Genomic DNA, 26482 nt, shown 5'->3' on the forward strand with positions numbered 1-26482 from the left:
CAAAAAAAGCCCGCGTTAGGGGCTTGGGTGTGTCTCGCTGTATGCGAGCCTGCGTTTGTTGTTATTAGCTCATTTCCCCGGCTTTCACCGAGGGGGCGCGCAATATTACTCGTGCCCCCCTGCAATTGCAAGATTCGTCAGTTTTTTTCGCTGTTGACAGCAGGTTTAACCGATTTATCTTCTTTTGATCAGGTTGCTCGCTAAAGAATCCTCACGCAACATCCATTCCAGTTATTCCATCACTTCGCACCACAGGCGTGCAAAGCTTCTATCAGCAGATCCCGGGGGGTATCAGCGACAATCTGTGCGTCGCCGAGGGCAGCGAGCAGTACGAGGCGCAATTTGCCATCTTGCACCTTTTTATCCACCGACATTGCCTGCAAGTAATCGTCGACGGTCATATCTGCGGGGGATTGTTGCGGCAGGCTGGCCTTGCTTAGCAGCACGCGCAGCCGATCCACTTCCTGCTGGCCGATCCAGCCGCGCAGTCGCGACAACTCTGCCGCCATCACCATGCCCGCAGCAACCGCCTCACCGTGCAACCAGTTGCCATAGCCCTGCACGGCCTCGATCGCGTGACCAAAGGTGTGCCCGAAATTGAGAATGGCGCGACACCCGGATTCGCGCTCATCCTCGGCCACAACCGCGGCCTTGTCCGCGCAGCTGCGCTCCACCGCGTACGCCAGCGCCTGCGGATCCCGCGCCAGCAGCGCATCCATGTTCTGCTCCAGCCACTGGAAAAACTCGGCGTCACAGATCATCCCGTACTTGATGACTTCGGCAATCCCCGCGGAGAGCTCGCGATCGGGCAGCGTATTCAGCGTATCGATATCGATCAGCACCAGCTGCGGCTGATAAAAGGCCCCGATCATGTTTTTGCCAAGCGGATGATTGACCCCGGTCTTGCCGCCAACGGAAGAATCCACCTGGGACAACAGGGTCGTAGGCACCTGTACAAAGTCCACGCCGCGCTGGTAACAGGCAGCGGCGAACCCACTCATATCACCAATCACACCGCCGCCGAGCGCAACAATTGTGGTGCTGCGATCGTGACGCGCCGTCAGCAGGGTGTCGAAAATGCGATTGACGGTATCCAGTGTTTTGAAGGCTTCCCCATCTGGCAACTGCACGGTGTCCACCTTGTCAAAGCCACTCAGGCTCTCAAGCAAGGTCTCCAGGTACAGCGGGGCAATAGTCTCGTTGGTGACAACCAGCACCTGCCTGCCGCGTATGGATTTTTGCAAATACGTGGACTGTTTAAGCAGGCCGCTACCGATCAGAATGGGGTAACTGCGGTCACCCAGGTCGACATGAAGGCTGTGCATGGCTACTCCCTTTAGCGCACATTGAACAGTTCTGAAATTGGAAAGGTGGGCACTCTAGCACAAGCAGCGAGGGCACATAGGATAGCGCGACAGCACAATCAGCTACATAAGCACAGGGGATCGCGAGCGATGGGGTGGGAAATTTTACTGGCGGCAATGCCGACTCAGCGATCGGCACTCGCCAGCAGTCGCTCTGACACCAGATTCGAGGCCTGCCGCGGCGTACAGTCGTCGGTATCGCAGACAAGGTCGGCGACTTCAGCGTAGAAGGCTTCCCGCTGCTGGAGAATTTCCCGCAACTTGCTCCTTGGATCGGAGACCTGTAGCAGCGGTCGATTGCTATTCTTGGAAGTGCGTTCCACCAGCTGGTCGAGGCTTGCACGCAGGTATACAACAAAGCCTTGCGCCTTCAGCAGCGCGCGGTTTTCCGGCAGCAGCACGATCCCCCCGCCAGTAGCAACCACCTGGGGCTGACCGTTGCAGAGATCAGCGAGCACCTCGCTTTCGCGACGACGGAATCCGGCCTCGCCCTCGACATCAAATATCCAGGGAATGTCGGCGCCGGTGCGGTCTTCGAGGACTTTATCCGAATCGGCAAAAGGCAGCCCGAGTTGGGCTGCCAGCAATTTGCCGATGGTGGACTTGCCGGCCCCCATGGGGCCGACCAGGAAGATAGGCTGTGTGATCACTTGCTGAAGGAGAGAAACTCGTCTTGCATGATGCGCGGCGTGATGAAGATCAGCAGCTCGCGTTTGTCTTCTTCACGACTGGTGCGCTTGAACAGGTGGCCGAGGAAGGGAATGTCCCCCAGGAACGGCACCTTGGTCTCGCCCTCAATGGTCTGCGCTTCAAAGATACCGCCTAGCACGATGGTTTCACCATTTGACACCAGCACCTTGGTCTGCAGCGAGTTCACGTTGATCGCCGGGATCTGTGCGCCGGTAATCACGTTAGTGAACAGCTCACCGACACTATTCTGGTCGATGTTCAGATTCATGATGATGTTGTCATCCGGGGTGATCTGCGGGGTTACATTCAGCAACAGCACCGCTTCCTTGAAGGTTACAGATGCGGCACCGGAGGAAGTGGCTTCCAGGTACGGAATTTCCACACCGGAGCGGATGCTCGCTTCCTGTTTATCACCGGTAACTACTTTAGGCTGGGAAACGATTTCCGCCTTGCCCACATCTTCCAGAGCGGTGAGCTCGAGGCCGAGCAGGAAGTCATCTTTCAGTATCGCGTAGGCCACGCTGCCCGCAGGGCTGGAAATACCCAGGTCAACCAGCATTGGATCATGCAGGGTCCCAGGTGCTTGCAGGTCCGGACCACTGCCATCACCTTCCGAAATCTGGCCCAGCTGTCGACCAGAACCGATACCGATCGCATCATCGCTGATGTTGTGGTCTTCCATATAATTCCAGCGCACGCCGACATCCCGCAGGAAGCCGGTGTTGGCTGTCACAATACGCGCTTCGATCATCACCTGACGGATCGGGATATCAATGGCATTGATCAGCTCGCGGAACTGGGCAATTTTATCTTCGGTATCGGTCAGGATGATGGTGTTGGTTCGCTCATCCACGATCGCGCTACCGCGGGTCGAGAGAATGCTGCGCCCTTCCTGATCCTCGCGACCACCGGCAAAGTTACCTTGACCAAGTCCACCACCACCAGCACCGCCCTGCTCACCAGCGAACAGTGTGAACAACTCACGCGCATCGGCGTAGCGGATCTGGATATATTCCGTACGCAGCGGCGCCAGCTCTTCCAGTTGCTTGCGGGTCTCGAGTTCACGGCGCTCGCGCTCGGCAATTTCTGCTGCCGGTGCCACCATGATCACGTTACCTTCCTGACGCTTGTCCAGGCCTTTGGCCTTGAGGATCAGCTCCAGCGCCTGGTCCCAGGGCACACCGTCAAGTCGCAGGGTAATACGGCCCTGCACAGTATCACTGGCTACGAGGTTGAGATCCGTGAAATCGGCAATCAGCTGCAGCACGGAACGCACTTCGATGTCCTGGAAGTTCAGGGACAGCTTCTCACCGGTGAACTGGAATTCTTTTTTCTTCTCGCGAACCTGGGCAACCGACAGCGGTTTTACACTGAGCACGTACTCGGTGTCCGCCTGGTAGGCCAGGTAGTCGTATTCGCCATCGTGGGGATCAACGGAAATCACCGTGTTGCGACCGTCGTAGTCGACGCTAATGCTGTTCACCGGGGTGGCGAAGTCAGTCACGTCGAGACGCTGGCGCAGCGCCGGGGGCAGCTCGGCACCGAGGAAGGTCAGTACGATCTTGCCACGGGTGCGCTCCACGTCGATATTCACCGCGGGATCGGTAAGGCTGACGATCACCTTGCCTTCGCCGCCCTCACCGCGACGGAAATCCACGTTGTTGATCGCGACATTACCCGCGGCCTTGAACTGGGGATTACCGCCGACATTGATGCCGCTATTCACTGGCGCTGCAGCAACGGCTGCGGTAGTCGCGGTATCGGCTCCCACTTCGAGCACCACCTGATTGCCCACGCGCTCGCTGGTGTAAACCGGCAGCTCGTCGAGATTCAGAATCAGTCGAGTACGATCATCGCTGGACACGATCACTGCGCTGCGCGCGGTACCGATGTCGAGTGCGTATTTCTTTTCCGGAAGCACGCTTTCCACACCGGCAAAATCCATCACGATACGTGCTGGCTGCTCAATGGTGTAACCCGTAGGTTCCGGCGGTACATCGCTGAATGTCAGACGCAGCTGCAGACGGCTTCCGGGCAGTTCGGAAAACTGGATATCGTTCAACTGGCTGGCCAGTGTTGGCGCTGCCAGTGGCAGTAGAAGCAGGCCCAGCAGCTGCGCTTTCAGGCACGGCAATGCATTGGCTACCCGCGCCAATACGATGGCGAGATGCTTGGTGATCATTTTTAGTTGTCCTTGTCTTCCAAAGTCAGTGCCCGCGGCCGTTCAATCCAGCCGCCGGTGCCATCCGGCACAATTTCCAGTACATCGATCTGTGACGATGAGGCGTTGACTACACGCCCGTGATTTTTACCCATGTAATTGCCGATGGTGATGCGATGAATCCCCCCGTCACCATCGTTTACCAGAGCCCACAACTGGCCGCCACGGGAGAGAGTTCCCACCATGGAAAGCGCATCGAAGGAGTAACGCTCCAGCAGTTCTTTCTGTCGATTTATATCCGGCGCCACATCCAGCTTACGCCCGACCAACCGCTGATCGGCTTCCAGTACCGGGCGAATAAACGGGCTACGCAGAGCGGCCGCGCTGTACACATACGGGCTGTAAGGGGTAAACGTAGGGATAGGCTCGATCTGCCCCTTGGGCTTGTGCTTTACCGCCGCCATCTTTGCGCGCAGGTCGCCGTGCGAGCCGTCCAGGCTACAGCCGGAAAGCGCCAGCAGGGCCGCGGTCAGAGCGAAGTATTGTTTCATCCTTCCTCTCCCTGATCCTTGTAGCGATAGGTCTTCGCGTTCACCACCATGTTCAACAGGGCTGCGCCGTCTTTGCTGTTCTCGATTTCGAAATCATGCAGGGTGACGATGCGCGGCATACCGGCGATACCACTGATAAACGCACCAAATTCGTGGTATCCGCCTTGCACTTCGATACGAATCGGCAGTTCCACATAGAATTCACCTACCTGCTCACCTTCCAGCGCAACCTTCTGGATCGTCAGGCCACTACCGCGGCCGAACTCATCGATATCTTCCAGCAGGCCCGGCACCTCGGTATCTTTCGGCAACTGCTTGAGCAGCGCCCCGAAAGTCTCTTCCATTTCCGCCAGCTGTTCGCGGTAGGCATCCAGGTTTGCAGCCTCAAATGACTTGCGCTCGAACTGGGTAAACAGCTCGCGCTCCTGGTTGGCTGCGAATTCAAGCTGGGTGTAGCGATCCTTGATCAGCGCAAAGTAGCCTCCGCCGACCAGAACCGCAGCAATCACAATCAAAAGTGCCACGCGTCCGGCCAGGGGCCAGACACCGACGCGAGAAAAATCGATATCGCTGATATCGAGATCATTGAGCTGTTTGAGAGTATCTTCAAGCGCCACGGTTACGCTCCATTGTTGGCGCCGTCAGCGCTCTGATCTTCTTCTTTTTTGCGGCCGCTGACATTGACCGTCATCTCAAACGCACTGGCTTGCTCGCCAAACTCCGGCTTCGCGGTAACGCCTGTCAGGTTCGGGGACTGGAACCACTCCGACTGATCCAGGCTGCGCATAAATGAGGAAACCCGGTTGTTGGATTCCGCCACTCCGGAGACCTCGAGTGTCTTGCCGGTGCGTTTCAGATGGGTCAGCCACAGACCTTCCGGTGCTGCGCGTACCATTTCATCGAAATAGCGCACCGCCAGCGGGCGGTTGCCCTGCAGTTCCTGAATGACCCGCATACGGTCGATCAGCTCCTGACGGCGCTTTTTGAGATCCTTGATTTCGCGCACCTGCTTGTTAAGTGCGGCGATTTCCGTATTCAGCAACTGATTGCGCTCGTTCTGGTTGGCAATCTGCGCATCCACGGTCTTCATCCACATAAACACGGAGACAGCGGCAGCGATCACCACCAGCACAGCGACCTGCTGGAATTCTTTCTGTTTCTGCGCCCGGTATTCCTGGCGCCAGGGTAATAGGTTGATCTTTGCCATGTGTTAAAACTCCCGTTCGCGCATGGCGAGGCCAGCGGCAATCATCAGCGAGGGCGCCTCACTGGCCAGCGCCTGACGATTGACACGGGATGCAACGCTCATATCCCGGAAAGGATTGGCCACCATGGTGGGCTTGTTCAGCTTCTCACCCACCAGCTCGGCGAGTCCATCCATGGCGGCGACACCGCCGCCGAGGAGGATGTAATCCACGTCGCTGTAGGAAGTCGAGGAATAGAAGAACTGCAGGGAACGTGTCACCTGCTGGACTACCGCATCGCGGAAGGGCTCCAGCACCTCCGGGTAGTAGTCATCCGGCAGACCGCTGCCGCCCTGGCGCTTGGCGAGAGTGGCCTCTTCCGCTGACAGGCCGTAGCGACGCTGGATTTCATCGGTGAGCTGGCGACCGCCAAACAACTGCTCGCGGGTATAGACGGTACGACCGTCGACCATCACCGACAGCGCACTCATGGTGGCGCCGATATCGATGACCGCCACCACCAGTTGCTCCTGGGGAGGGAACTGGTTATCCAGCAGGGTATAAGCGCGCTCGATGGCGTAGGCCTCCACATCCACAACCCCTGGCTGGAGATCGGCTTCGCCCAGCGCGGAAATCCGCTGCTCTACATTCTCGCTGCGGCATGCCGCCAGCAGCACTTCAACCTGCCCCTCACCCTTTTCGGACGGCCCCTGCACTTCAAAGTCGAGGTTTACCTCGTCCAGGGGGTAGGGAATGTACTGGTCGGCTTCCAGTGCGATCTGGGCTTCCAGCGCATCGTCGGAGAGATCGGCGGGCATATCCAGGGTCTTGGTAATGACCGCAGAGCCGGAAACCGCCACGGCCGCCTGCCGCAGCCGGGTCTTGGAGCGGCGCACCACCTTGCGAATCGCCTCGGCGATGGCTCCCACATCATTGATATTTTTATCCACCACCGCATTCGGAGGCAGGGGCTCGGTTGCATAGCTTTCCACGCGGTATTTGTCGCCACTGCGACTCAGTTCGAGCAACTTTACCGAGGTGGAGCTAATATCGAGCCCAAGCATTGCTTTCGGGCCCTTATTGAGAAAAGGGAGCATCCCCATTTTTCTTATCTTTTCCGTGGGTTATGGAGGTTTGATGGTATAGCACTTTAAATTACCGCCGCAACCGCCTTTTGCATAGGTAACAGTGCACATTATTCGTATAATTGTCGAACAGTGCCGATATAATTGATTAAGACGTATACAGAAGCATTATTCATGACCGATAAAGCCCGCAACCGCCTGCTATCCCTGCTGTGGCTGGTTCTGGCCGGCGCCGCCGCTGGCGCCATGGCGTTTTCCAGCATTTACCTCTATCTGAAGCCAGGCCTGCCCTCGGTGGAGAGCCTGCGGGATATCCGCCTCCAGACCCCCCTGCGGATCTATTCGCGGGATATGAAGCTGATCGGGGAGTTCGGCGAAAAGCGCCGCAGCCCCATCACCATCGACCAGACCCCGGAGATGTTCATCAAGGCCATTCTCGCCGCGGAGGATGACGCCTTTTACTCCCACAGCGGCGTTTCCATCAAGGGCCTGATGCGCGCGGTGCGCCAGCTGGTGGCCAGTGGCTCCATCCAGTCCGGCGGCAGCACCCTGACCATGCAGGTGGCGCGAAACTTCTTCCTCAGCCGGGAACAGCGTTTTATCCGCAAGTTCAACGAGATTCTGCTGTCCCTGCAGATCGAGCAGGAACTCAGTAAGGACGAAATTCTCGCCCTCTACATCAACAAGATCTTTCTGGGGAACCGCGCATACGGCTTCCAGGCCGCGGCACACGTGTATTACGGCCAGGACATCAACGAGCTGAACCTGGCCCAATGGGCAATGATGGCCGGCCTGCCGAAGGCGCCTTCCACCTATAACCCGATCGCCAACCCTTCCCGCGCGCTGGTGCGCCGCAACTGGATCCTCAAGCGCATGCTGGACCTCGGTTATATCGACCAGGACCAGTACAAGAACTCCATCACCGCGCCGGTCACCGCCCGTTATCACGGCCGCGATCTGGACCTGAGCGCCCCCTATGTGGCGGAAATGGCGCGCAAGGAAGCCGTGGACCTGTTCGGCGATGCCGCCTATACCGACGGCTACCAGGTGATTACCACGGTCGACAGTCGCCTGCAGGACGCTGCACGCAACGCCCTGCAGCACGGACTGGAAACCTATGACGGCCGCCACGGATACCGCGGCCCGGAACAGCGCCTGGACCCGGAATTGCTGGCGGACAATGACCAGCTGGTTGATCTGCTGAAGGAAATTCCCGTGCTGGGCGGCCTGGAGCCCGCCGTGGTCACCGAGGTTGCGCCGCAGAGCCTGCGTGTGCAGCTGCGCGACCGCCGCGTGATTGAGATCCCGTGGGAGCACGGCCTCAGCAATATCCGTCCGTATATTTCCGAAAACGCCCGCGGCGCCCGCATCAATTCTGCCGAAGAGATGTTCGCCGCCGGCGATGTGATCCGCCTGCGTCGCGTGGTGATCTCCGCCGAGGAAGTCGCCCGGGAGCAGCGCGAGGCCGAAGATCAGGCGAAGGAATCTGCCGCCGAAGCACTGGCGGAGACCGATATTACCGACGACCCGTTTGCGGCACCGGAAGGACTGGAACAGCAATCCGAAGATGAGCTACCCCAGGCCCGCGAGGAGTGGCACCTGACCCAGATCCCCGAAGCCCAGGGCGCACTGGTGTCTCTCGAGCCCGAGGATGGCGCCATCCGCGCCCTCGTCGGCGGCTATGACTTCCGCCAGAGCCACTTCAACCGCGTTGTGCAGGCCGCACGGCAGCCCGGTTCCAGCTTCAAGCCGTTTATCTACTCGGCGGCCCTGGAGAACGGCTACACCGCTGCCAGCATCATCAACGATGCGCCGATCATCTTTGAACAGACCAACCTGGAAGATGTGTGGCGCCCCGAAAACGACGGCGGCACCTTCCTCGGCCCGACACGCCTGCGCAAGGCCCTGTATCTGTCGCGCAACATGGTCTCCATCCGTCTGCTGCAGGCTCTGGGACTGGAGCGCGCGCTCACCTTTGCCGAGGGCTTTGGCTTCGAGCGCAACAAGCTGGCGCGCAACCTGTCCATCGCCCTCGGTAGCTCGGCGCTGACGCCGCTGGAGATGGTGCGCGGCTACGCGGCCTTCGCCAATGGTGGATTCAGGGTAGAGCCCTATCTGGTGGATCAGGTACTGGACGTGCACGGCGACGCGGTTTACCAGGCCCTGCCACTGACCGTTTGCCGCGACTGTCCGGAGATCGGCGAGGAGCGTGATCCTTCGGCAGAACCCATCGATCTGCAGGCGGCCCAGCAGGAAGCAGCACTGACCGGCGAAGAAGAACCGCTGGAACTGCGCACCCTGCCGGTAGCACCACTGTATGCCGATGAGCAGGCGCGTCCGCGCGCCCCCCGTGCGATGTCCGCGGAAACCGCCTATATCATGGACTCGATCCTCAAGGACGTGATCAAGCGCGGTACCGGCCGCAAGGCTCTGGTCATGAAGCGTGGCGATATCGCAGGCAAGACCGGTACTACCAACGGCCCGCGCGACGCCTGGTTCTCCGGGTACAGTCCCTACCTGGCAACCAGCACCTGGGTGGGCTTTGACGACAACACGCCCATCGGTCGCAACGAATACGGTGGCTCCGCCGCCCTGCCGATCTGGATTGATTTCATGTCTGCAGCACTGGACGGCCTGCCCGAGCGACACCTGCCGCAGCCGGACGATATCGTCACCATGCGAATCAATCCGCGCACTGGCCTGCGCACCTCCCGCGGCGGCATTTTCGAGATTTTCCGTGCGGACCGGGTGCCCGGACGCGAGACTTACGGCAACTACCCGTCGATCTATTCCGACAGACCCGGCTCCCAGGAAAGTGAAAGCGAACAGACTCAGGAACAGCTGCCGGAAGAACTGTTCTGATCCTGGCTCGGGACATCACCAATAAAAAAGCCGCTCAATTGAGCGGCTTTTTTATTGGTTCCGGTTAGTACGCAAAATCAACGACGCTTGCGGTACGCCAGACAGGCTTCTTCCAGTGCCGCCAGGTCGGGAATGACTGCGGCTTCACCCGACAGCGCAACGTGCATCAGTTCACCGAGCGCACATTCCCCTTCGCGCCCGGTCAGCTCATCCGGTGTAACCCGCACCAGTCGCGGCGTGCCCTGCAGTACAACGGCAAAGAACGGCAGATCGCCCTCGCTATTGCCACTGCTGAGCACTGCGATGCGGCAGTTGCTGCGCAGGGTCGGCATCGGGTTGCCGCGCATCACCTCAAACGACACCAGCGGCAGCCGCAACTCCCGCCAGTGCAACTCCCCCATGTACCAGTCCGGAGCGTCAAATGCCGACACCGGGCTCTGCAGGGCGATGATTTCAGATAATGTATCTACCGGCACCAACAGCTGGCCGTCCGACAACGGCAGTAACAGGCTGCTGACCTCCTGGGGCATTTCGGTAGTGGGCAGGGCGTCTACTCCGCTCATGGTGTGCACTCTCCGCCACAGGTTCGGGCTTCAGTTCGTTCGTTAATCTCGGTCAAGCGGTACATCAGGCTTCCGCCTCCACATCGCTGTAATCGCGAATGGCACTCAGCAGCACCTCTTCCTGGTAGGGCTTACCCAGATAGTGGTTAACCCCAAGCGACAGCGCGTGATCGCGGTGCTTTTTACCAGTACGGGAGGTGATCATGATGATCGGGATATCCCGCAGACGGTGGCTACCGCGGATATTGCGCGCTACTTCGAAGCCGTCCATACGCGGCATCTCGATATCCAGCAGCATCACGTCCGGAATCACGTCCTGCAACTGGATGATCGCATCCTGGCCATCTTTCGCGGTGATGACACGGTAGCCCTCGCGCTCGAGGAAACGGGTAGTTACCTTGCGCACGGTTACCGAGTCGTCCACTACCATCACCAGCTTCTGCTGTACCGGCGCTTCACGCCCGCTGACGGGTTCCGACATCTCTCCCAGCAACGGTGTTTGTGGGCGCGCCAGCAATGCGGCGTGCTTACGTAACAGTGCGTGCGCATCGAGAATCACCACCACGGTACCGTCACCGGTTACGGTTGCACCGGAAACCCCCTGCACCGCAGCAAACTGCGGCCCCAGGCTTTTCACCACAATTTCACGGCTGCCCATGATGGCGTCCACCTGCAGGGCCATGGCCGAATTTTCCGTGCGTACCAGCAGTACCGGCATCTGCATGTCTTCCACCGCCAGGCGCGGTTGCGCACTGGACTGCAGCAGGCTGCCAAAATAATTCACCTGATAGGGTTCGCCGGCGTACTCGAATCGCGCTTCCGGCGTGCGGTAATAGTGCTCGAGTTCGAACGGGCTCAAACGCACGATACCTTCGATGGTGTTCAGCGGCAGGGCAAACAGGTCCTCACCCACCTTCACCATCAGTGCGCGGTTGACCGATACCGTGAACGGCAGTCGCACGACAAATTCGGTACCGTTGCCCGCCTGGGACGCAATGCTTACCGCACCACCGATCTGCTTGATCTCGGCGGACACCACGTCCATACCCACGCCGCGCCCGGAAATCTGGGTCACCTTGTCGGCAGTACTGAAGCCGGCCTGCAGAATGAACTGCATGATTTCGTTGTTCGACAGCTCGGCATCCGGGCGCATCAGGCCGCTTTCGATGGCCTTTTCGCGCACACGCATCAGGTTGATACCGGCACCATCGTCACTGATGGTCAGTACCACCTCACTACCTTCCCGGGCGAGCGCCACAGAAATGCGTCCGCGCTCGGCCTTACCTGCCTCGCGGCGTTTTTCCGGGGATTCGATACCGTGGTCCACCGCGTTGCGCAGCATATGCTCCAGCGGCGCCACCATACGCTCGAGCATGGAGCGGTCCAGCTCACCCTCGACGTTGGAGAACACCAGATCAACCTGCTTGCCCAGTTCCGCACTGACCTGACGCACAATGCGGCGCAGGCGCGGTACCAGCCGCGAGAAAGGCACCATGCGACTGCGCATCAGGCCTTCCTGCAGTTCGGTATTTACCCGCGACTGCTGCAACAACAGGGTTTCAGTGTCCCGGGCCTTGTGCCCCAGGGTCTGCTTCAGATCCAGCAAGTCCGAGGTAGATTCCAGCAGGGAGCGGGAAAGCTGCTGAATGGACGAGTAGCGGTCCATTTCCAGCGGATCGAAATCCACGTCCTGCTCTGCCAGCTGTTCCTGGCGGAACTGGATCTGTGCTTCGGTTTCCTTGTCCAGTCGACGCAACTGTTCGTTGAGACGGGACAGGGTCGAGTCCATCTCGTCCAGCGCAAGACCGAACTCGCCCACCTGCTCTTCGAGCCGTCCCCGCGAGATGGAGGTTTCACCGGCGAGGTTAACCAGCTCTTCCAGCAGCTCGGATGCGACCCGCACCATTTCCTGGGGCTGGTTGCGCGGCTGCCCGCCATCGCGCTCGCCGACTTTCTGCGACTTGCGTACAAATGGCAGTACATTGCTGGCAGCTGCCGGCGGCTGCGCGGGCGCGCTTTTTTCGATAACTTCAACGGCAGGCGCAGGCGGCTGCGGATCGCTCGCCGACTCATCGTCCTGCTCTGGCAGCGCGGCCTCCTCGGCCTGCGCTTCCGGCATTTCTTCGACAACCGGCAGCGGCTGCTCGGAGTCCATGCCGTAATCGACCGGACTCGCGTTTTCCGAGACCTGCTCATCGGCCCAGCGGGTTTCCAGCAGGGCACAGAAGGGTTGCAGCTCTTCACCGGCCATCCAGGCGCGCGCGGTTTCCACACCAGCAGCCAGGCGGTCGTAGATACCGTGGGCATCGGCAAAGAACTCTGCGGAGGGCGAACTGCCGCTCTGCATGTTTTCGATAACGGTTTCAAATCGGTGCGCCACTTCACCGAGACCCATCAGCGCGGCCATGCGCGCACCGCCCTTGAAGGTGTGCAGCACGCGCTTCAGTGCTTCCGGGTACTGGGCGTCTTCCGGCGCCTGCTCCCAGTTCTGGATCAGCTCCTCGAGCTCGTCGACCAGGTCACTGGCCTCTTCGAGGAACACTTCGACCACATCCGGATCGATATCCGCCAGCAGTGCGCGCTGGGCATCACTAACGCCAGCGGCAGAATCATCCGCTGACGACTGCGCCGCTACCTCGACAGACTCCGCGGCGGGCTCGACCCGTGCGGGGGCAGTCTCAGGCTCTTCGACAAATTCGAGATCTTGCAACAGCTCTGGTTCGTCCGCTGTGGCCTCTGCGGCCACCTCAGGGGAATCGACAACCGGTGCGGTGTCCTCGAACTCCTCGACCGGAGTTTCCGCGGATGACATCTCGCTCTCGAGCCATTCGACCGTCAGCTCCGGCTCGTCGTGCTCCGGAGCCACCTCGATCAGGCCGTCCACCGGCTCCTGTTCGAAGATGGTTTCTGCATCCGATGCCGGTTCGAATTCTGCGGGTTCGGCATTCCAAGCATCTTCTACTCGCGGAGCCTCTGCAGCGATTTCTTCTGCGACAAGGTCATCGAAACTGAATGCTTCCTCGTCACTATCACTCGGCGCTTCGGCAGCTGAGCTTTCCTCGCCCGCGGCGGGCTCGTCTTCTACAAAACCAAATTCGCTAGTGTCGATGCCGTATTCGGACAGATCGATATCTTCATCGTCGACACCATCGTCGCCCTGAGCGAGGTAGCGCAGGGCTTCGCCGACCGCTTCACTGACCGGCGGCAGATCGGTAGAAGCGGCAACCGCGTCTACCAGATCCAGCAGTTCATTGTGCCCCTGCTCCAGCGTCGCCCACAGAGCGGGCTCCTCCTCCAGATGTCCGTCGATAACCTGGCGGTAAACCGCCAGCAGCAACTGCGACAACTCCTGCAGAGCCGGCAACTGGGCCTGCCCCGCAGCCTGCTGGAGCACGTCCAGCTCTTCCGCGACCGGCAGCAGGATAGATTTTTCGCCCGGATGCTGACGCCAATGATTCAGCATCTGGTCTGCATCCAGCAGCACCTTCATGCCATCGGCCATGATCACGGCCAGCAGTTGCGGATCCACCGCCTTTGGCTCGTTGGCCTCGCGCTCGCGGATCAAATGGCCTACTGCGCGTTCCTGCAGCTCAGCGACACGCGCAAGGAACTGTTCGCTGCGCTCCACATGTAGAGGCTCGCCGCGATAAATCTGGTTGAGTACGCCCTGCACATAGCTGCGCGCATCGCCGAACAGCTCGAAAATATCGCTGTCGATCGCTACCTGATAGGTGCGCAGCTCCTTGGCAAAACGCTCTAGCGGCGCCATCAGCTCCGCCACCTGGGTAACGTCCGCCATGTGCGCGGACCCCTTTAACGTGTGCAAAGCGCGGTGCAGGGGATCGGAGGGCACGCCGTATACCGGAGCGGCGCGTTCCATTTCGTTGAGGAATTCCGTCACCGTGGCGAGATGGGTTTCCGCCTCCTGGGCAAAAATTTCCCACAGCTGCGAATGCTCGTCGACATCACTGTCGATATCGCTTTCGGTCTCACTGACCGGGCTTGCGGCCCCGGCGTCATTGGCGCTGCTTTGCAGTAGTGCCTCGGGCACCTCGCCGTGGGACAGCTGTTTGGCCCAGCCTTCCAGTTCCGCAGTGCGCGCGGGATCCGGATCACCGGTACGGGTGCGGAATCCATCCACCATGGACGGCAGCTTGGCCACTACCTGCTCGATCAACATGACATGCGCCCGCGCCGGAGACACGGTTTCGTCGAGCACCCGGTTCAGCATGTTTTCCACCGCCCAGGCCAGCTCACCCACCTCGTGGGCTTCCACCATGCGGCCGGAGCCTTTAAGGGTGTGGAAGCCGCGGCGGAATTCCACCAGTGCGTCGCGGTTGCCGAAATTTTCCGCCCACAGCGGGAAATACTGACCGATGGTTTCCAGCACCTCACCGGCTTCCTCGAGGAAGATCTCCACGATTTCGTCGTCGATGATGCTGGTATCGTCGTCTTCGTCCAGAGTCGAAGCCTGTTCCGCAGAATCGGCTGGCGACACTTCGGAGGTCTCGGCGACCTGGGCTTCGATATCAGCCACCGGCGCTTCGCTTTCCGCAGCATCGCCGGCAAACCAGCTCTCTTCGATCAGCGAGGGCTCTTCGTCCGGAGTTTTGGTCGCGGGCTGTTCCGCAGTAGCTTCCACAGGCTCATCGATCACGCCCATGGACAGACCCGCCAGCGGATCGTCGCTCACCGCAGGCTCTTCCGCTTCAGAGGTGCTATCCGCGGACTCCGGTGCCGGGTTGAATTCAAAACTATCCAGCGCATCCTGCTCGGCCTGAACCTCGACGCCTGCAACCTCGGCATCGTCACTATCGGCCACAGACTGTTCTGCTGCTTCCGCAGCGACCGGCGTTTCTTTAGCGGCCTGCTGCTGGACCTGTTCCGCTTCTGCGGCATCACGCTTGTCATCGACCACCGAGTAACCGAGGGTCGCAACACTGTCTTCCGCCAGGGCCAGCAGCATGTCAGCATCTTCGATACCGTCGGCGCGACGTTCGAGATAGTACTCGACGCTGGTGACGGCATCCGCAAGGGTATCCAGCAGCTTCCAGTCGGGCTGGTCACCGGCGCTGATCAGGCGCTCTTCGATATAGCTTTTACAGGCACCGACAATTTCTGCCGCGCGCCGGTAGCCCACCATATCCAGGCCACCGCAGACTTCCTGCAGGCGCCCGGGAACATGGGACAAATGTCCAGCATCCCAGTGGCTGGCAATGTATTCGACAACCGCCTCTTTGACGGTCTCCAGACCGATACGCGCTTCGCGCAGCACCTGATCGGTGGCCTCTCCCATCAGCGGCGAATCGCTATCGATTTTTCTGTCGCGCTCGGCAGCGGCAGCGAGTCCGGAATCCAGCTGCACCAGTTCCGAGGCGGCCTGCATCAACAGGTCGTCCGGTGACGCGACACGGGACGCATCCCGCAGGTATTCGTAAATGCTACGCGCGCGGGTGCGCTGGTTTTCCAGCCCCAGTACGCCGAGGGTGTCGGCAATACGCTTGGCCACCATGGCAGTGTCCGCAAGTGGCGGGCGCTCGCTGTTGGCGACACTCGGGTCGAGGGCCTCGCGCACTCCAGCCAGCTCCTCGCGCAGCGCCGCCACCGCCGTACCCATGGCTTCAGGGCCCATGGCGAGCGCGTCTTCGGTGTCCGGGCGCGGTGTGCCGGGAACCGCTTTGTCGAGAGCAAACTTCTTGTACAGCGCCTCGGTGCGCGGCCCGTTGGGACCACACAGGTAAACGTAGAACAGCAGGTTGCGGGTCAGGTCGCGGTCCGGACGCAGGTCCAGCACCTTCGCCCCGTGCCCGGAGAGCAGACGGAATTCCACATCGATACGGCGCAGCAGCTGGCGCAATGCCGGCAGTACGTTGACACGATGATCGGCGATGCCTTCCAGCAATCCCTGCAGGACTACCCACAGGTGCTGACGCTGGCTGCCGCTGTACAGCAGCGCCATTTTTTCGCTGACCTTGTTCAGGTAGGCGAGGCTCTCGCCGCTGTTCACATCGCGAATCAGGGAAGCCGCAGCCACGTGGTACATCTTGCGCAGCTTGGCGACCAGTTCCTGCAACTTGTCGGGATTGGCGAGCAGCGGCTGGCGATTTCCCTGGGCTTCGTCCAGCGGGCTCAGGTCGGGTGCGAACAGTGCACCCTCGGTGATCAGGCGCTCGCGACGCACCGCGCGCAGGTCGTTCAATAACGGCAACAGAAGCACCGCATTATCGCGGCGCTGGAACGCAATTTTTTCCAAGTAGAGCGGCAGCTCAAGCAGCGCACGCATGAGGAATTCGCGGGTTTCGTCGCTGTTTTCGACTTCACCGCTGGCCAGGGCGTGTACCAGCTGCTCCATCTCTTCGGCGAGCATGGCGGCGCCGGTGAGCTCCGCCATGTGCAGACTGCCATGTACCTGGTGAATCAGGTCGAGGCAGTTTTTCAACAGGCCGGAGGCGTCGCTGGAGTCGCTGTCTGCGGAGGGGCTGGACGAGGAGGAATCGGAGGCAAATGTTTCCAGTTGCTGGCGCGCCTGGGCCAGCGTCTCGTTGATTTCGCCTATCAGCCAATCCAAGGCCACAAAATTGGGATTGTCGCGATTCACGCCAAGTCCTCGGTAATTCAAGTTGCTCGCTGACAGGCGGCGGTTAACGACTGGCGCCACCCATCTGCTGCTTTACACCTCCGGGGCCGCGAGCCCCGGCAGTGTCCGCATTGTCGTTATCGGTATATGCGGTGGTTCAGGCCATGGCCCGCTCTGTATCGGAGCGCTCAGAAGAGAGACCCGCGAGACCGTCTTCTTCAGCGGCCACGCCTTCGGCGGTATCTTCTTCCAGCATCGGGAACTCTTCGGAGAGTTCGGCCAGATCGCCATCGTACAGATCGCTTTCGCCTTCCACTTCGTCTTCGTTGGGCAGCTTGAAGCCGGCAACGGAGTCGCGCAGTGCGGATGCGGTCTGGGCCAGGTTACCAATCGACTGTGCGGTAGCCTGGGTACCGGCAGAAGTCTGCGAGGTAATTTCCTGAATCACGTTCATCGTGTTGGAGATGTGACCCGCGGACGAGGCCTGCTGGCGTGCCGCGTTGGAGATGTTCTGAATCAAGGATGCGAGGTTGGTAGATACCGTTTCGATCTCTTCCAGGGCAACACCTGCGTCCTGTGCCAGACGGGCACCGCGCACCACCTCGGTGGTGGTGGATTCCATCGACACAACCGCTTCGTTGGTGTCGGACTGAATCGCTTTTACCAGGCCTTCAATCTGCTTGGTTGCCGCAGCGGAACGTTCCGCGAGTCGCTGTACCTCGTCCGCAACCACCGCGAAGCCTCGACCTGCGTCACCGGCCATAGAGGCCTGGATCGCAGCGTTAAGTGCAAGAATGTTGGTCTGGTCGGCAATGTCGTTAATCAGGCTTACGATGTCACCAATCTCCTGGGAAGATTCACCCAGTCGCTTGATTCGCTTGGAGGTGTCCTGAATCTGCTCGCGGATCGTGTCCATGCCCTTGATGGTGTTCTGTACCACCTTGGCACCATTACTTGCGATCTGTACCGAGCGTTCCGCTACCTGGGCAGATTCCGCGGCGTTCGCAGATACCTGGTCAATGGTAACGGCCATCTCGTTCACCGCCGCGGATGCCCCGGCAATTTCCTGGGCCTGGTGCTCAGAGGCCTCGGCCAGGTGCAGAGCGGTCTGCTGGGTTTCCTGGGACAGGGAAGACACTTCCTGCGCCGCGCCGTTGATTCGCGATACCAGCACACGCAGCTGGTCGATGGTGTAGTTAATGGAGTCCGCAATCGCACCGGTGAAGGCCTCGGTTACCGTGGCAGAGGTGGTCAAGTCACCGTCTGCAAGGTCGGCCAGCTCGTCCAGCAGCTGCATAATCGCCTGCTGGTTACGCTCGTTGGTTTCGGTCTCTTCTTTCAGGGTACGGCGGGTACCGGAGAATGCGGTGATCATCATGCCGAAGATCAACAGTACAAACACACCGGCGATGATGGCGATGGTCTGGTTGTTCGGCTGACGCTCGCCAGATAGGCTCACGATACGGTCGTTCAGGGTAGACAGCGCTTCCAGCAGTTGCGGAGAGGAGGCCGCAATACCATCCGCCGCCTGGCGGGTGGCGAACAGTGCCGGAGTGGCTTCGAAGATTTCCCGCACGGAAGAACTTACGAACTCGAACAGCTCGGTAATTTCTTCCAGGGACTCGCGGGCCTCGGTGTCGGTTACGCGGGAAATACCCATAACCACGTCGCCGCTCTTCATGCCTTCAACCACTTTACCGAACAGGCTCGCGTCGGTATTGAACTGGTCAGCGGCAGATTCCGCGTCGTCACCACCCTGCAGCATCTTGTCGATGTTCCGGCCGATACGCTCGGCGCGCCATACCTGCAACTGGGCCTGCTCTACCTGGTTGGCCGGGGCGTTGTTGGCCAGCAGGATTTCCACGATGTTGTTGTGCTCTGCCTGCAGTTCCGGCAGCGAGTCGTTCAGGGTGCTCGCCACGTCGTTCAGGAAGATGATCGAATCCTTGTTGCCGATAATGGTGTCGGCCTGCTCGCGCAGCTGGCGCCATACCTGACCGTAGGAGGCGAGCTCCTGGTCCAGCGCCTGCTTGCTGGCGGTATCCATGCCCTGCAGCTCGTTCCAGGTGGCAGCCATCTGATTGACGGTCTGCTCCAGGTCCGCGAACGCCTGCTCGTCACCCGCAGTCGCCGCCGGTGCGTAGGACACCAGCTGGTAAGACAGGGCGCGAAGTTCGGCCACGTCTTCCAGGTATTCCTGGTCCTGGTCGGCACGGGTCTGCACCAAGTAGATGCTGACGATCAGCCCCGCCAGTGTGGCGAGTACCAGCAAACCCATAAACAGCGCCGCAGGGTTACTGCGCAACGCGGAAAATGAACTCTGGGAGCCTGTTTTCATAATTTACTCCTGGCGGACCTGTGATCCAGGCCAATTCTTGTTATCACCACTTTTGAAGCCGGGTGGCTCCACATCCCCTTTTCGCTACCCACCTGAGTGAGCACCCCCAAACCGACATACGCCAGTTACGGATTCTGCGGCAACGGGTAAAACCCGCTCCCTCAATAAGGTTTAACGCACGTAGCCGGATAAACCTCAGCCACCCCGAGAGGTGGCGCGCCCGAGCGAGCGGACGCACAAAACAGAAAACCGCGGCTCAATGGGCCGCGGCGTCTGCGAACTGAAAATCATTAAGCAGGGCCTGCAGGTCGAATACCAACCAGCGCCCCTGTTGCAGCTGGAACTGGCCGCTCACCATCGGCGCATAGGGCTCCGCCAGATCGGAGGGTGGCAGCTTGCCGTACTCGAGCGCCAAATGCTGCATCCCGTGCAGTTCATCGACGATCAGTCCCACATAGATTTTCTCATGCTCCAGCACCAGCACCCGACGGCGCTGGCGAGAACTGGTCAGGTGGCCGCCAAAGAAGGCAGCCAGGTCAAACAGCGGCAGCAGGCGTCCACGCACATTGGCCACGCCGCGCACCCAGGGCTGAACCCCGGGAACGAAGGTGTACTGGGGCACCTCCAGCAGTTCCACCACGTCTTCCATGGCGGACACAAACCGCTGTCCCAGCAGAGAAAATCCGATGCCCGTCCAGTAGGGTTTTACTTCCTGGCGGGCAGGCAGCCCCTGCGCCTGCGCCTTTGCGCGATTGGCGATATCAACCAGCGCGAGATAAGGGGTAAGAGTTGGTTGCACGGAGACTCAACGCTGGCCTCAGGCCAACACCTCCTCGATCGTGCCCAGCAGCTTGCCTTCGTCTACCGGCTTGGTCAGATAGGCACGAGCGCCCTGGCGCATACCCCACACGCGGTCGGTGTCCTGATCCTTGGTAGTCACGATGACAATGGGAATACCACTGGTCTGGTCGCCCTTGCTGAGCTGGCGGGTCGCCTGGAAACCGTTCAGGCCCGGCATGACGATATCCATCAGGATCACGTCGGGACGCTGTTCGCGGGCGACGTCAACACCGTTTTCACCATTGGTGGCTGTCAGTACCGCGTGACCATTCTTTTCCAGAATAGTGGTCAGCTTGTGAGTTTCGGTCGGCGAATCATCGACGATAAGCACCTTGGCCATTTTTCCCCCGAGATAGTGATTCCGCGCCGATCATTACTCTCCATCGGGCGGATTGTTGTTGGTACCGGCCGCCCAACAGAGGCTGGACCGCCACACGCTTTGTTATTTATTGCTGACTTTCGTGAATCTCATGCATTTCCGAACGTATCGGACGACTGAAGAGCAGCAAGTCGCCATAGTCTACGCCATTTATGCCGAATATTTCACGCTCTGAGAGTGAAGCGGTTCTCAGGCGGCGTGATGCGGCTTGGCGTGTGCGGAAATTGCGCCCAACAGTTCGCTCTTGCTGAACGGCTTGGTGAGGTACTGATCGCAGCCCACAACGCGACCCTTGGCCTTGTCGAACAGGCCGTCCTTACTAGACAGCATCACCACCGGCGTGCTGCGGAATTCGCTGTTGTTCTTGATCAGCGCACAGGTCTGATATCCATCCAGGCGGGGCATCATGATATCCACAAAGATGATATCCGGGCGCGAATCGGCGATTTTCGCCAGCGCATCGAAACCATCGGTAGCAGTCACAACCGCACAACCCGCTTTTTGCAGCAGCGTTTCCGCGGTGCGACGAATGGTTTTACTGTCGTCAATCACCATCACGGTGAGACTTTCCCAGTTGAGTTCCATAGTGTTCCTGAATCCCCTTTACTTATTTTTCAGGCGCCGGTTGTGGAAACCGATGCGACGCCCTTCGTGCAACCTCATTACGGGGTCCGATCGTCGCAGTCATTGGCCGCCGGCCAGCGGGCGCAGATCAGGATGAAACTTTTATCACAGATACCAGAGTGAATCTAGCGACGGCGAACCCCGCGAGCGAGTCATGGTCAGTTTGTGAGCAATGCCGCATTTCTGTGCACGGCTCACAGGATTGTGCGGCTTGCACGGCGCGCCCACTACTCTTACCTTACCCGGATTGCGGATCGCGACCCCAGCCCGTGCCGAAAGTGCACATCGGCTGTCGCGGCCGGCACCCCGCCCAGATCACCTTCAGAAAGACGGATACCGGTATGAGCCACACGCTCGGCGTGGTCATGGACCCCATCGCCAACATCAATTACAAGAAAGACACGACCCTCGCCCTTTTGCTCGCCGCCCAGCGCGCAGGGTTCAAGCTGCAGTACTTCCTGCAGTCAGACCTTTACCTGGATGGCGGCAAACCCATGGGTAACGGCTCCCCGCTGGAGGTTTTCGAGGACCCGAAAAACTGGTTCAAGCTCGGCGAGCGCAAGCCTGTGCACCTGGGTGATCTCGATGTCCTGCTGATGCGCGTGGACCCGCCTTTCGACAACGAGTACATCTATTCCACCTACATACTCGAGGCGGCCGAGCGCGCCGGCACCCTGGTGGCCAACAAGCCCCAGTCCCTGCGCGACTGCAATGAAAAAATCTTCGCCACCCATTTTGACGGCTGCTGCCCACCGCTGATTGTCAGCCGCGATATCGCACAGTTGCGCGCCTTTCACGCACAACACAGGGATGTGATTTTCAAACCGCTCGACGGTATGGGCGGCACCGGGATCTTTCACGTCAAACCCGACGGCAGCAACATGGGCGCAATCCTGGAAACCCTCACCGATAACGGCAAGCGCCAGATCATGGGGCAGCGTTATATTCCGGAAATCAAAGACGGTGATAAACGCATTCTGATGGTGGATGGCGAGCCGGTGCCCTACTGTCTCGCGCGCATCCCCCAGGCCGGGGAAACCCGCGGCAACCTCGCCGCCGGCGGCCGCGGCGAAGCGCGCCCGCTTTCGGAACGCGACCTGTGGATTGCACGCAAGGTTGCGCCAACCCTCAAGGAAAAAGGCCTGTTGTTTGTCGGCCTGGACGTGATCGGCGACTACCTCACTGAGGTCAATGTCACCAGTCCCACCTGTGTACGAGAAATCGACGACGCCTACGGCACCGATATCGGCGGACTATTGATGCGCGCGATCACAGACCGAATGGCGCAAAAAGGGTAAACTGTCCGACTCCTGCCGGAGCCCGAATTGAGCGAATCAAGTCGCTCTGCCGGGTGCCGGCAGTTTCACGGCAGTAGTAAAAGCAATAACCAAAATGACCGCAGCAGCCAGCCAACCCAGCGCCACGCGCGCCACACTGGATCAGCCCCAGGCGACACCACCGTCCCAGGGGGATCGATTTACGTTTGCCCTGTTCCTGGCCTGCGCGCTGCACGCCCTGTTGATCTTTGGTGTGGCGTTTACCGCGCCCGAAGCCAAGGAAGCGCCACCTACTCTGGAAGTCACCCTCGCCCAGCATCGCTCCGTTGACGCGCCGGACGACGCCGACTACCTGGCGCAACACAATCAGCAGGCCAGTGGCACCGCGGAGACTCCCAAGGAACTCTCCACCGATCGCCGCGCGGAAATCGCCGATACCAGCATCCGCCAGGTCAATCCACTGCCCCAGCAACAGGCAGCGCGCCCCGCCGATCAGTTGCGCCAGCTGGTCACCACCATTGGTGACAGCCCGCAACAGGCACCGGAGCTACCTGCGGAAGACAAGCGCTCGGAAGAAAAACGCGGCGATGCACCCACGGACCTGCCCCCCAGCAACCCGGAAATTGCCAGCCTGCAAGCACGCCTGGACAAAATTCGCCAGACTATCGCGCAGCGCCCGCGGGTACGCCGCCTTACGTCGGTGGCCACCAAAGCCGCGCCTGATGCAGCCTACCTGCACGACTGGCGACAGAAAGTGGAAGCGATCGGCAACGACAATTTCCCCGAAGAGGCCCTGGCCCGCCAGATCACCGGCGACCTGCGAATGATGGTGCGATTGCTGCCGAGCGGTGCAGTGGAAGAGGTGGTCATCCTGGAGTCCTCCGGCGAGCGCGTGCTCGATGACGCCGCCCAGCAGATCGTACGCCTGGCGGCACCCTTTGCTCCCTTCCCGCCAGAAATTCGCAAAGAGGCCGATCGCCTGGAAATCATTCGCACCTGGCGATTTGAAATGACCGGGTTTTCCACCGCCGCCGGTAAAGCCCCAAGCCGCGGTTGAGCGCGTCTCTCGCTCAACCGCACTAAACTTAACGTTCATGCGCCAACCTCACGTGTCCCATGCAGCCATCCAGTATCGATAGTGACCTCACCCACAACAGCCTGCGGGGCCAGTTCCTGATCGCCATGCCCGGCATGGAAGACCCGCGCTTCCATCAGGCGGTGGCCTTCGTCTGTGAACACGGCAAGGAGGGCACCATGGGGATCGTGATCAATTCCCCTAGCAAGGTGACCTGGAAAGAGGTGTTCTCACAGTTATCCCTGGATGACACCAGCCTGCGCGGCGACGAGCCGGTACTGGTGGGCGGCCCAGTGGCTCAGGAGCAGGGTTTTGTACTGCACGGGCGCGGCATGCAGTTCGCCTCCACCGTGGAGGTCTCCGACGACATCAGTCTGACCGCCTCCAAAGACATTATCGAATCCCTTGCCTGTGGACGCGGTCCGGATGACGTACTGCTGGCACTGGGTTATGCCGGCTGGGGACCCGGGCAACTGGAGCAGGAGATCGCCGAGAACGCCTGGCTGACCCTGCCCGCGGAGCCGGAAATCCTGTTCGCCACCCCATGGGACAAACGCTGGCACACCGCCGCCTCTCGCCACGGTATCGACCTGAGCGGGATAGGCACCCAGTCCGGTCACGCCTGAGCAGCAAGCATGAGCAAACCTGTAACCGCCCTCGCCTTCGATTTCGGCACCCGCTCAATCGGCCTTGCCTACGGCCAGAGCCTCACCGGCAGTGCCCGCGAACTGGATCCACTGCCCGCCAAAGACGGCAAGCCCGACTGGGATCAGGTGCAGAAGGTCGTCAACGAATGGCGCCCGCAGGTGTTGCTGGTAGGTCTGCCGCTGAATATGGACGGCAGCGAGAGCGAGTTCGGCGCCCGTGCGCGCAAGTTCGGCCAGCGCCTGCACGGCCGCCTGGGTCTGCCCGTGGCCTACGCCGATGAGCGCCTGAGCACCCGCGCGGCAAAAGACGAGGCGCGCGAGCGGGGCCACCGCGGCGACTACGCCAACCAGCCGGTGGATTCCATTGCCGCGCGGATCTTTCTTGAGGACTGGTTGCGCCAGCAGGGCGAAAGCTAGCTCCTCCAATCAGCGCCCCAAACTGATAGACTTGCGCGCAAATTTCCATCGATCCCGTTGCGCGCATGACCGAAAACACTATCACCACCATCCGAATCGCTACCCGCGAGAGTGCCCTCGCCCTGTGGCAGGCCAACTACGTCAAGCAACAGCTGGAGCTCCACCACCCGGACCTCACCGTTGAACTGTTGCCACTCACCAGCCGCGGCGACCAGCTGCTGGATATCCCGCTTAGCAAAGTGGGCGGCAAGGGTCTGTTCGTCAAAGAACTGGAAAAAGCCATGCTCGAGGGGCGCGCCGACATCGCGGTGCACTCTATGAAAGACGTGCCGATGGAGTTTCCCGAAGGACTGCACCTGCCGGTAATCTGCGAGCGCGAAGACCCGCGCGACGCCTTTGTGAGCAATCACTACCGCTCCCTCGAAGAGCTGCCGCAAGGTGCGGTGGTCGGCACCTCCAGCCTGCGCCGCCAGTGCCAGGTGCTGGCCCTGCGCCCGGATCTGGAAGTGAAATTCCTGCGCGGCAACGTCAACACCCGTCTGGCAAAGCTGGACGCCGGCGACTACGACGCCATCATCCTCGCCGCCGCCGGCCTGCTGCGCCTGGAAATGCGTGAGCGCATCGCCGCATTTATCGAACCCGAAGTACTGCTGCCCGCTGGCGGGCAGGGTGCCGTGGGCATCGAATCCCGTCGCGACCCTGCACTCGAGGCACTGCTCGCACCCCTGCACCACACCGATACCAGCCACCATCTGGTCGCCGAGCGCGCCATGGTGCGCCGCCTCAACGGCAGCTGTCAGGTACCCATCGGCTGCTACGCGATTTTCGAGGGCGAGGACAAGAAGCAGCTGTATATGCGCGGCCTGGTAGGCAGCCCCGACGGCACCACCATGCTCAACAGTGAAATTCGCGGACACGTGTCGGAAGCCGAAACCCTCGGCACCCGCCTGGCCGAGCAACTGCTCGATGCCGGCGCCGACAAGATTCTCGCGGCCATCTGATTCCTCACCCGCAGCCATGAACAGCGCCACCGAGGCACTCGCCGGACGACGTATCCTGATCACCCGCCCCGCTCACCAGAGCGGCGGCTGGCGCGATCTGCTGCACACAGCCGGCGCGCTCACCGACTGTATTCCGCTGCTGGATATCGTACCGGTGGAAGAAAATGAAGCGATTCAGGCCATCAAAAACCTGGTGATGGATTTCGACCAGTTTGAACACGCCATCTTCGTCTCGCAGAACGCGGTGCAACACGGCTTTGACTGGCTGGAGACCTATTGGCCGCAGCTGCCCCAGGGGCCGCGCTACTACGCCATTGGCGCCGCGACCGCGCGCGCCATCCGCGCCCGGGGTGCGGAACCCGAAATCGGCAATACCGGTGACGCCGGTGACGGAATCCCCAGCACCATGGATTCGGAGGCACTGCTGGCGCTGTCGCCGCTGCAGCATCCGCAAGGTGAGCGGGTGATCATTTTCCGCGGCCAGGGCGGCCGCACCCTGATTGGCGACACCCTGGTCGAGCGCGGTGCGCGCCTCGATTACTGCGAGCTCTACCAGCGCGCACTGCCCGCGGAAGCCACCGAGCAATTGCGCGCCTACGGGCATATTCCCGACGCAATCACCGTGCACAGCGGCGAAACCCTCGACAATCTGCATCGTGCACTCGATGCGAGCGGCCGCAGCGCCCTGCGCCAGTGCCACCTCATCTGCCCGAGCCCACGGGTTGCCGGGCGAGCGCGCGAACTCGGCTTTACCCGGGTTCTCGCCGCGCACAATGCCGGCGACAGCGCGATGCTGGCCGCACTGAAAGACGCTCTGGCCGCCGACGATTCCTGATTACACGCCAGA

At 60.5% G+C, this 26482-nt stretch carries 20 protein-coding genes; 7 read left to right on the forward strand and 13 right to left on the reverse strand.

Annotated elements, in window-relative coordinates:
- Positions 1-239 precede the first annotated feature (239 nt).
- From aroB to HUW35_RS05455, 7 genes are all read right to left on the reverse strand, one after another.
- Positions 240-1325, reverse strand: a complete 1086-nt coding sequence (gene aroB / locus HUW35_RS05425) for a 3-dehydroquinate synthase (protein WP_181254606.1) — start codon at positions 1323-1325, stop codon at positions 240-242.
- A gap of 164 nt (positions 1326-1489) precedes the next feature.
- Entirely contained in the window at positions 1490-2011 is a 522-nt protein-coding gene (gene aroK, locus HUW35_RS05430; RefSeq protein WP_219932692.1) for a shikimate kinase AroK, read from the reverse strand.
- Positions 2011-4236, reverse strand: coding sequence for a type IV pilus secretin PilQ family protein (gene pilQ / locus HUW35_RS05435; protein ID WP_181254608.1), 2226 nt, complete (start codon positions 4234-4236; stop codon positions 2011-2013). Before pilQ ends, aroK begins: the two co-directional genes overlap by 1 nt.
- A gap of 2 nt (positions 4237-4238) precedes the next feature.
- Positions 4239-4766 (reverse strand): pilus assembly protein PilP, encoded by a 528-nt coding sequence (locus tag HUW35_RS05440; protein ID WP_181254609.1) that lies wholly within the window; start codon positions 4764-4766, stop codon positions 4239-4241.
- Positions 4763-5383, reverse strand: a complete 621-nt coding sequence (locus HUW35_RS05445; RefSeq protein ID WP_181254610.1) for a type 4a pilus biogenesis protein PilO — start codon at positions 5381-5383, stop codon at positions 4763-4765. Before HUW35_RS05445 ends, HUW35_RS05440 begins: the two co-directional genes overlap by 4 nt.
- Before the next feature lie 2 nt (positions 5384-5385).
- Positions 5386-5973 (reverse strand): PilN domain-containing protein, encoded by a 588-nt coding sequence (locus HUW35_RS05450; protein ID WP_181254611.1) that lies wholly within the window; start codon positions 5971-5973, stop codon positions 5386-5388.
- A 3-nt stretch (positions 5974-5976) separates the two neighbouring features.
- Entirely contained in the window at positions 5977-7053 is a 1077-nt protein-coding gene (locus HUW35_RS05455; RefSeq protein WP_181254612.1) for a pilus assembly protein PilM, read from the reverse strand.
- Between the two features lie 156 nt (positions 7054-7209).
- Between HUW35_RS05455 and HUW35_RS05460 the strand changes: the two genes are divergently transcribed.
- Complete coding sequence (locus HUW35_RS05460) at positions 7210-9897, forward strand: penicillin-binding protein 1A (RefSeq protein ID WP_181254613.1); 2688 nt, start codon at positions 7210-7212, stop codon at positions 9895-9897.
- A 77-nt stretch (positions 9898-9974) separates the two neighbouring features.
- On the opposite strand, the gene HUW35_RS05465 is transcribed toward HUW35_RS05460, so the two are convergent.
- The 6 genes from HUW35_RS05465 to pilG all read right to left on the reverse strand — a co-directional run bounded on the left by HUW35_RS05465 (position 9975) and on the right by pilG (position 21179).
- Positions 9975-10460, reverse strand: a complete 486-nt coding sequence (locus HUW35_RS05465; RefSeq protein ID WP_181254614.1) for a chemotaxis protein CheW — start codon at positions 10458-10460, stop codon at positions 9975-9977.
- Between the two features lie 64 nt (positions 10461-10524).
- Positions 10525-17058 carry an Hpt domain-containing protein gene (locus tag HUW35_RS05470; RefSeq protein WP_181254615.1) on the reverse strand — a complete coding sequence of 2178 codons (6534 nt, stop codon included), beginning with the start codon at positions 17056-17058 and terminating at the stop codon, positions 10525-10527.
- 136 nt (positions 17059-17194) lie between these two features.
- Entirely contained in the window at positions 17195-19375 is a 2181-nt protein-coding gene (locus HUW35_RS05475; protein ID WP_181254616.1) for a methyl-accepting chemotaxis protein, read from the reverse strand.
- A gap of 256 nt (positions 19376-19631) precedes the next feature.
- Entirely contained in the window at positions 19632-20174 is a 543-nt protein-coding gene (locus HUW35_RS05480) for a chemotaxis protein CheW (RefSeq protein WP_181254617.1), read from the reverse strand.
- Positions 20175-20192: 18 nt separating this feature from the next.
- On the reverse strand, positions 20193-20555 hold the full coding sequence (gene pilH, locus HUW35_RS05485) for a twitching motility response regulator PilH (RefSeq protein ID WP_181254618.1): 363 nt from the start codon (positions 20553-20555) through the stop codon (positions 20193-20195).
- A 228-nt stretch (positions 20556-20783) separates the two neighbouring features.
- On the reverse strand, positions 20784-21179 hold the full coding sequence (gene pilG / locus HUW35_RS05490) for a twitching motility response regulator PilG (protein ID WP_010132439.1): 396 nt from the start codon (positions 21177-21179) through the stop codon (positions 20784-20786).
- Between the two features lie 380 nt (positions 21180-21559).
- Here pilG and gshB point away from each other — a divergent pair, with 380 nt between their 5' ends.
- The 6 genes from gshB (at position 21560) to HUW35_RS05520 (ending at position 26470) form a co-directional block, all read left to right on the forward strand.
- On the forward strand, positions 21560-22516 hold the full coding sequence (gene gshB / locus HUW35_RS05495) for a glutathione synthase (RefSeq protein ID WP_181254619.1): 957 nt from the start codon (positions 21560-21562) through the stop codon (positions 22514-22516).
- A gap of 94 nt (positions 22517-22610) precedes the next feature.
- Positions 22611-23552 (forward strand): energy transducer TonB, encoded by a 942-nt coding sequence (locus HUW35_RS05500; RefSeq protein ID WP_181254620.1) that lies wholly within the window; start codon positions 22611-22613, stop codon positions 23550-23552.
- 59 nt (positions 23553-23611) lie between these two features.
- Positions 23612-24196, forward strand: coding sequence for a YqgE/AlgH family protein (locus HUW35_RS05505; RefSeq protein WP_181254621.1), 585 nt, complete (start codon positions 23612-23614; stop codon positions 24194-24196).
- A 9-nt stretch (positions 24197-24205) separates the two neighbouring features.
- A complete protein-coding gene (gene ruvX, locus HUW35_RS05510) occupies positions 24206-24634 on the forward strand; it encodes a Holliday junction resolvase RuvX (protein ID WP_181254622.1) in 429 nt (142 codons plus the stop codon).
- A 65-nt stretch (positions 24635-24699) separates the two neighbouring features.
- Positions 24700-25635 (forward strand): hydroxymethylbilane synthase, encoded by a 936-nt coding sequence (gene hemC, locus HUW35_RS05515; RefSeq protein WP_181254623.1) that lies wholly within the window; start codon positions 24700-24702, stop codon positions 25633-25635.
- Positions 25636-25651: 16 nt separating this feature from the next.
- A complete protein-coding gene (locus HUW35_RS05520) occupies positions 25652-26470 on the forward strand; it encodes a uroporphyrinogen-III synthase (protein ID WP_181254624.1) in 819 nt (272 codons plus the stop codon).
- The last annotated feature ends 12 nt before the right edge of the window (positions 26471-26482 follow it).

The organism is Microbulbifer sp. YPW1 (assembly GCF_013367775.1).
Classification (GTDB): Bacteria; Pseudomonadota; Gammaproteobacteria; order Pseudomonadales; family Cellvibrionaceae; genus Microbulbifer.